Below are 7,829 nucleotides of genomic sequence, written 5' to 3' on the forward strand. Positions count from 1 at the left end.
ATGCGTCCGCCAGCGCCCGTGCCCAGGCAAAATCCGCCGGATCGAAAAACGGCACCTGCGGCAGGCGCGGAAAATAGAAACTCGTGGGCTGTTGCAGATGGGGCTGGCTGCGGCCCGACACGATGCTGATCGCTTCGGCAAAACGCGGCCCGGCGGCATCGGTTGTCACGCCGGCATCCGCCAGCGTCGTCATCATCTGCGCCTCGAATCGTCCCCGCAATGCGCCGCGCGCGGTATCGGCGCGGTGCAGCCGGGCGACCAGGTCATTCGGCAATTGCAGGCCGTCGGCTGCGGCCAGCGCCCGGTCATACCAGGCCATGGCGGCGCGTTCATCGCCTGAACGCTGCTGGATCTCGCCGCCCATCACCAGCGCATAGGCATTGCCCGGATCGCTCTCCAGCACCTTGGCAATCGCAGCCATTGCCGCCGGACGGTCGTCGGCCATGTCACAGGCCTGGGCCAGGAACAGCCACACCTGCACGCTGGCGCGCCCGGTGGCGGCCACCTGCTCGAATGCGGTGCGCGCCGTGCGATGGTCGCCGCGCTTCAGCGCCTCCACGCCGCTGACGGCGATGCGTTCGAGATCGATTTTCTGCGGGTCGGTCATGCGTCTATCTAATCATGGCAATGCGCTCCGTAACCCCCTATCTCTTGGTCATGGCCAGCCGCCCAGACAGTGTCCCCAACCGCCGTGCGATCATCGATCGCCGCGCGCTTGCCGATGCGCTGGCGCTGGAACTGGAAAAGGCCGGCGATTTTGCTGCGCGCCGCGCCGTGCTGGCGCGCGTGCTGCAAGCGGCGCTGGCTGCGGGCCGCGCCGAGATCAAGCGCCGCATTGTGGAATCGCCCGGCAAGGGCCTCGAACTCGCTGCCGCCCAGTCGTTCCTGGTCGATCAGCTGCTGCGGCTGCTGTTCGATACCGTCACCATCAACCTGTATCCGCCCGGCAATCGCACGGCATCCGAACGGCTCGCGCTGGTTGCCGTTGGCGGCTATGGGCGCGGGCAGATGGCGCCGCATTCCGATGTCGACCTGCTGTTTCTGACGCCCTGGAAGCAGACCGCATGGGGCGAGCAGGTCATCGAGACCATGCTGTATCTGCTCTGGGATCTGGGCCTCAAGGTCGGCCATGCCACGCGCAGCCTGGATGACATGGTGCGCCTGTCCAAGGCAGACATGACGATCCGCACGGCGCTGCTCGAATCGCGCTTCGTCTGGGGCGACCAGCCGCTCTATGAAGAGGCCGCGATACGGTTCCGCAAGGAAGTGGTTGCCGGCACGGCGCGGGCGTTCGTCGCCGAAAAGCTGGCGGAGCGTGAAGCGCGGCACATCCGCATGGGTGACAGCCGCTATGTCGTCGAACCCAACCTCAAGGAAGGCAAGGGCGGGCTGCGCGACCTGCATGCGCTGTTCTGGATCGGCAAATATATCCACCAGGTCGAATCGGTTGCCGAACTGGTCGACAAGGGACTGCTCACCGCAGCCGAATTGCGCCTGTTCAAGCGGGCCGAAAGCTTTCTGTGGTCAGTGCGCATCACGCTGCATGACCTGACCGGCCGCGCCGAGGAACGGCTGACATTCGATGTGCAGCGCGATCTTGCCGCGCGCCTGCGTTATGCGACGCGCGATTCCATGTCGGCGGTCGAACGGTTCATGCGCCATTATTTCCTGATGGCCAAAACCGTCGGCGATCTGACCGGGCTGTTCCTGGCGCATCTTGATGAAAGCGTGGCGCGCGGCTCCTGGCTGCCGGCACTGACGCGGCGGCCGGGCCGGCTCAATGGCTTCACGCTCCGGCGCGGGCAACTTGGCGTGCCGTCCGATGATTTCTTCCGGGCCGAGCCGGCGCGCCTGCTCGAGATGTTCGCGCTCGCCGACCGGGAAAAGCTGCCGATCCATCCGCTGGCCATGCGGCAGGCTTCACGCGATGCCGGACTGATCGATGAACGCATTCGCCGCGACCGCCATGCCAATGATTTGTTCCTGTCGGTGCTGACGTCACCGCGCGATCCCGAAACCGTGCTCAGATGGATGAACGACGCCGGTGTCTTCGGGCGATTTGTACCCGATTTCGGCCGTGTCGTGGCGCAGATGCAGTACGACATGTATCATCACTACACAGTCGATGAACATACGATCCGCGCCATCGGGCTGGTTGCAAAAATTGAATCGGGCGCGCTCAAGGCCGAACACAAGCTGACGAGCGCCATCATCCACCAGCTCGCCGAACGCCGCGTGCTGCATGTTGCGGTGCTGCTCCATGATATTGCCAAGGGCCGGGGCGGCGACCATTCCATCCTTGGCGCCGATGTCGCGCGCCGGCTGTGCCCGCGCCTTGGCCTGTCGGCCGCCGAAACCGAAACCGTCGCCTGGCTCGTCGAACATCACCTGCTCATGAGCCGCACCGCCTTCAAGCGCGACCTGTCGGACTTCAAGACCATCCTCGATTTTGCCGAACAGGTCGCCAGCCCGGAACGGCTGCGGCTGCTGCTGCTGCTCACCGTCGTCGATATCCGTGCCGTCGGGCCGGGCATCTGGAATGGCTGGAAAGGGCAGCTGCTGCGCGATCTGTACGAATCCGCCGAAGAGGTGCTGCGGCTGGGCCACAAGCAAAAGGGCCGGCAGGAGCGCATCGACGGCCGCCAACAGGTGCTTGCCGACACCTTGGACTGGGATCCGGCACGCTTTGCCGCCCATGCCCGGCGGCTGCCCGACAGTTACTGGATTGCCGAAGCCGCCGAAGTGCTGGCCAGCAACGCCGCGCTGATTGCCGCCGCCGATGCCAGTGCCGCGCCGCTCGCCATCGCATGCGAGCCCGACGCCAGCAGCGGAACCACGCTCGTTTCCATCTATGCCGCCGATCATCCCGGGCTTTTTTACCGCATTGCCGGCGCCATCAGCCTTGCCGGTGCCAATATCCTTGATGCCCGCATCCACACCACCCGCGACGGCCAGGCGGTGGACAATTTCGTCGTCGTCGATCCGCTTGGCGGCCCATTTGTGGAAACAGCGCAGCTGGCACGGCTGAAACGCAGTATCGAAGATGTGCTGTCGGGCCGCACCCGTCTTGCCGACAAGCTTGCCGCGCGCCCGCTCGCCCGCCGCCGCGCCGAGGTATTCAAGGTCGAACCGCGCGTGCTCATCGATAACAAGGCGTCGAACCGTTACACGGTGGTGGAGGTCAATGCCGCCGATCGCCCGGCGCTGCTCTATTCGCTCACCAACGGCCTGTTTCAGAGCCGGGTGACCATCCACAGCGCGCACATCGCCACTTATGGCGAGCGCGCCACCGACACATTCTACATCACCGACCTCACGGGCGCGAAGATCGACAGCCAGACCCGCTTGAAAACCTTGGAAAAGCGCCTGTTGACGCTTGCTGGCGGCGCCAATGCCCGGGTGGAGATGGCGGCAGAGGCGGCGGAATAAGTCGGAGCGGAACAGGCGCGCGGCGGTTTATCGCGGTTCGGCCTGCGCCGGCGCGACATCCTGCGGACCTTGCGGCGCGTTGGCATAGACGATCACCATTGCTGCGATCGCGAGTGCCAGCGAGATTGCAAGCACATAGCGCACATTGTGCCGTGTCACGCCGCCGCGCGCTTTGACTGTGGGTATGACTTGGGGTTCGTCGGGCATGGCTGATCCTTGATGCGTATCCCCGGCTTGAACGGCGGGCCGGTGCCATGGTTCCGTCTGACCGGTTGACGCGCTGCCTCGCCCTGGTCTTATGAGCCGTGCAGGGAGAGCGAAGATGACCAAGCCGAGCGTCAACGAATGGGCCGCGATGGCCGCCAAGGAAGTGAAGGGCGCCGACCTGACCTGGGCAACACCTGAAGGCATCGCCGTCAAGCCGCTGTACACTTCACAGGATGTCGCGGGCATCGATCCCGGTTTGCCCGGTTTTGCACCCTTTACGCGCGGTGTGCGGGCTTCGATGTATGCCGGCCGCGCCTGGACGGTGCGCCAATACGCCGGCTTCTCCACGGCTGAGGCGTCCAATGCCTTTTATCGCCGCAACCTTGCTGCCGGGCAAAAGGGTCTGTCCGTTGCCTTTGATCTGGCCACGCATCGCGGCTATGACAGCGACCATCCGCGCGTGTCGGGCGATGTCGGCAAGGCCGGCGTGGCCATTGATTCCGTCGAGGACATGAAGATCCTGTTCGACGGCATCCCGCTTGACCGGATGAGCGTCAGCATGACGATGAACGGCGCCGTGCTGCCCTGCCTGGCGTTCTATATCGTTGCCGCCGAAGAGGCCGGGGTGACGCAGGACAAGCTCGACGGCACCATCCAGAACGACATTCTCAAGGAATTCATGGTCCGCAATACCTATATCTACCCTCCGGCGCCCTCGATGCGGATCGTGGCTGACATCATCGCATACACAAGCGCGAACATGCCGAAATTCAACAGCATCAGCATCTCGGGCTATCACATGCTCGAAGCCGGGGCGACGGCTGTGCAGGAACTGGCCTTCACGCTGGCCGACGGCAAGGAATATGTCCGCGCCGCGCTGGCCAAGGGTCTGGCGGTCGATGACTTTGCCGGGCGGCTGAGTTTCTTTTTCGGCATCGGCATGAACTTCTTCATGGAAATCGCCAAGCTGCGCGCTGCTCGCACGCTGTGGGCGACGATCATGGCCGATTTCGGCGCCAGTCCGCGCAGCCAGATGCTGCGCACGCACTGCCAGACTTCGGGCGTGTCGCTGCAGGAGCAGGACCCCTACAACAACGTCATCCGCACGACCGTCGAAGCGTTGGCGGCAGCGCTTGGCGGCACCCAGTCGCTGCATACGAATGCGCTCGATGAAGCCATTGCGCTGCCAACCGATTTTTCCGCGCGTATCGCCCGCAACACGCAGCTGGTGTTGCAGGAGGAAACCGGCATCACCCGCGTCGTCGATCCGCTGGGCGGCAGTTACTATGTCGAGGCGCTCACCGACGCACTGGTGCAGGGCGCGCAGTCATTGATCGACGAGGTCGAAGCGCTGGGCGGCATGACCCGCGCGGTCGAAAGCGGCATGCCCAAGCTGGAGATCGAAAAGGCGGCAGCCGAAAAACAGGCACGCGTCGACAGGGGCGAGGACGTCATCGTCGGCGTCAACAAGTACAAGCCCGAGACACAGGAAAAGCTCGATATCCTCGATGTCGACAATGTCGCCGTGCGCGCCTCGCAGATCGAGCGGCTGGAACGCGTCAAGGCCGGCCGCGACAGTGCGGCGGTGGCCGCTGCGCTCGACGCGCTGCGCACTGGGGCAGCGGGCGATGGCAACCTGCTCGCGCTGGCCGTGAATGCGGCGCGCGTCCGCGCCACTTTGGGCGAAATCTCGGCTGCCATGGAGGATGTGTTCGGCCGCCACACCGCCGTGGTCAAGATGGTCAAGGGCATCTACGCCGATGCCTATAAGGGCGATCCGGCCTATATCCGGGTCGCCGAAGGCGTTGCGGCGTTCGAACGCCGCAAGGGCCGCACGCCGCGCGTGCTGATCGTGAAAATGGGCCAGGACGGCCATGATCGCGGCGCCAAGGTCGTCGGCACGGCGCTGGCCGATCTGGGCTTTGATGCCACCGTTGGGCCGTTGTTCCAGACCCCCGAGGAGGCGCGCGAACTCGCCATCACGCTCGATGTCGATATCGTCGCGGCATCATCGCTGGCCGCTGGCCACAAGACCCTCGTGCCCGCGCTGATAAACGCCATGAAGGACGCCGGCCGTCCCGATATCAAGGTCATCGCCGGCGGCGTCATACCGGCACAGGACTATGATTATCTGAAGTCCATCGGCACTGCCGCCATCTTCGGCCCCGGCACCAATATCGTCGAGAGCGCGGCGGAATTGCTGCGCCTGCTCGGGCACAACCTGCCGCCACTGGACGACGCAGCGGGGTAAGGCCTGGCGCCGATGTCAGCGCAACACCGCACCGGCCAGCCCAGCCTCGTTCAGTGCCGCGGTTCGCGGCCTCGGATCAGGTCGAACCCGGCCTTGATGGCGGCAAAGCGCGCGTCAACACTCGGCTCGAACTGCGTGTCGGTGAAGATATAGGCCCAGTCATTCTCGATGCCCTCGACCACCAATTCGCCGACATACAACGGGTCGATCCCTGCAGCGATCGCAGCCTCGGCCATTCTGGCGAATTCGGAATTGCCTGTCTCCATTGATGGCCCGGCCATCGCCTCCGACAGTCTTCCGGGCAGGTTGCGCGCGCTTTCCATGATGCGGGTGCGGATGAAGCCAGGGCAGAGCACCGACACGCCGATGCCTTTGGCCGCCAAAGGCCCGCGCAGACCTTCGGACAGGGCAACAACGCCGTATTTGGTGACGTTATACGCCGGCGCCACTGCGGCGACCAACCCGGCCATCGAGGCGGTGGACACGATCTGCCCGCCCTCGCCGTGCGCCTCCATCAATGGCCCGAAAATCTCTATGCCCCAGATCACGCTCATCAGGTTGACGCCCAGCGTCCAATCCCAGCTGGCATCATTCCATTCACCGTAACCGCCGCCGCCGCCAACGCCGGCATTGTTGACCAGCACATGCACCTTGCCGAACCGCGCCACTGTGGCATCGGCAGCCGCCTGCAACTGCGCCTTGAGTGATACATCCGCGACAACGCCGTCGACATCGGCGTTGGTTGCCTTCAATTCGGCCACAGCGCGGTCCAATGCCTCTTGCTCGATGTCGCACAGCATGACCTTGACGCCCGATTGCGCCAGCGCCGTGGCAATACCCAGCCCGATACCCGATGCCGCGCCCGTGACGAACGCCGTCTTGCCTGCCAGATCTCGCATGTCCGTCCCCCTTGTTTGCGTGACATTGGGGCATTTGTTCGCGGGCGCCAAGCTGTCTATGAACAGGGTTCCGCATCAGCCAAGCTGAACCGAGGAGTACCAACATGCCGATCATCCAGACCATAACCGGACGCAGCCGCGACCTCGGCGGATTCAGTGTGTCCCGCGTGCTGCCGGCCCCGGCGCGCCGCACGCTCGGCCCGTTCGTGTTCTTCGATGAAATGGGGCCGGCAGACTTTCCGGCAGGGCAGGGTATCGACGTCCGCCCGCATCCGCATATCGGTCTCGCAACCGTCACTTACCTGTTTGCCGGCGGCCTGACGCACCGGGACAGCCTGGGCACCGTCATCGATATCGCCCCCGGCGCCGTCAACTGGATGACCGCCGGCCGCGGCATCACCCATTCCGAACGCTCCCCGACGGCGCTGAGGGAGGCCGGCCACCACATGCATGGCATCCAGTCCTGGGTCGCGCTGCCGGTCGCCCATGCCGAGGATGCTCCGGCCTTCGTCCACCACCCCGCCGACACACTGCCGGTGGTTGGGCTGCCCGGCGCCCGCCTCACCATCATCGCCGGCACGATGTTCGGCGCAACTTCACCCGTCCGCTTTCCCCACCCGATCATCTATGCCGAACTCCACTTGCGTGCCGGCGCCAGCCTCGCGCTCGATCCCGCCTGGGGAGAAATCGGCGTCTATCCCATCACCGGCGCCGCCCATGTCGACGGCAGCGCCCTCACCCCCGGCAGCCTTGCTGTCGTGGAGGGTGCAGCAACCCTCACCGCCAATACCCCGCTCCACGCCATGATCCTCGGCGGCGCCCCGTTCGCGGAACCCCGCATCATCGAATGGAATTTCGTCAGCCATTCCCGCGACCGCATCACCCAGGCCGAAACCGACTGGCGCGCTGGAGATTTCCCGCAGGTCCCCGGCGAAACCGAATTCATCCCGCTGCCCGAAACCCCGCCAAAGCCGCAGCCGCGGGTCGATTATCCGTAAGAACGTTACCGGTGGCCGGATGTCGCCCGGGCCTATAATCGCTCC

The 7,829-nt window shown here is 64.9% G+C and carries 6 protein-coding genes; 3 read left to right on the top strand and 3 right to left on the bottom strand.

Annotation, left to right across the window (positions count from 1 at the left end; genetic code table 11):
* On the bottom strand, positions 1-607 hold a 607-nt coding region (locus tag RMQ73_RS00650; RefSeq protein ID WP_310496029.1), incomplete at its 3' end, for a tetratricopeptide repeat protein.
* A 50-nt stretch (positions 608-657) separates the two neighbouring features.
* Here RMQ73_RS00650 and RMQ73_RS00655 point away from each other — a divergent pair.
* Positions 658-3,429 carry a [protein-PII] uridylyltransferase gene (locus RMQ73_RS00655; protein WP_310496030.1) on the top strand — a complete coding sequence of 924 codons (2,772 nt, stop codon included), beginning with the start codon at positions 658-660 and terminating at the stop codon, positions 3,427-3,429.
* 27 nt (positions 3,430-3,456) lie between these two features.
* On the opposite strand, the gene RMQ73_RS00660 is transcribed toward RMQ73_RS00655, so the two are convergent.
* Positions 3,457-3,636 (bottom strand): hypothetical protein, encoded by a 180-nt coding sequence (locus RMQ73_RS00660; RefSeq protein ID WP_310496031.1) that lies wholly within the window; start codon positions 3,634-3,636, stop codon positions 3,457-3,459.
* A gap of 115 nt (positions 3,637-3,751) precedes the next feature.
* Between RMQ73_RS00660 and scpA the strand changes: the two genes are divergently transcribed.
* Complete coding sequence (gene scpA / locus RMQ73_RS00665) at positions 3,752-5,887, top strand: methylmalonyl-CoA mutase (RefSeq protein WP_310496032.1); 2,136 nt, start codon at positions 3,752-3,754, stop codon at positions 5,885-5,887.
* Between the two features lie 50 nt (positions 5,888-5,937).
* Here the strand turns inward: scpA and RMQ73_RS00670 are convergent, their stop codons facing one another.
* Positions 5,938-6,786, bottom strand: a complete 849-nt coding sequence (locus tag RMQ73_RS00670) for an SDR family NAD(P)-dependent oxidoreductase (protein ID WP_310496033.1) — start codon at positions 6,784-6,786, stop codon at positions 5,938-5,940.
* A gap of 104 nt (positions 6,787-6,890) precedes the next feature.
* Here RMQ73_RS00670 and RMQ73_RS00675 point away from each other — a divergent pair, with 104 nt between their 5' ends.
* Positions 6,891-7,784, top strand: a complete 894-nt coding sequence (locus RMQ73_RS00675; protein WP_310496034.1) for a pirin family protein — start codon at positions 6,891-6,893, stop codon at positions 7,782-7,784.
* The last annotated feature ends 45 nt before the right edge of the window (positions 7,785-7,829 follow it).

The sequence above is a fragment of the Sandarakinorhabdus sp. genome (assembly GCF_031430775.1).
In the GTDB taxonomy this organism is placed as follows: Bacteria; Pseudomonadota; Alphaproteobacteria; order Sphingomonadales; family Sphingomonadaceae; genus Sandarakinorhabdus.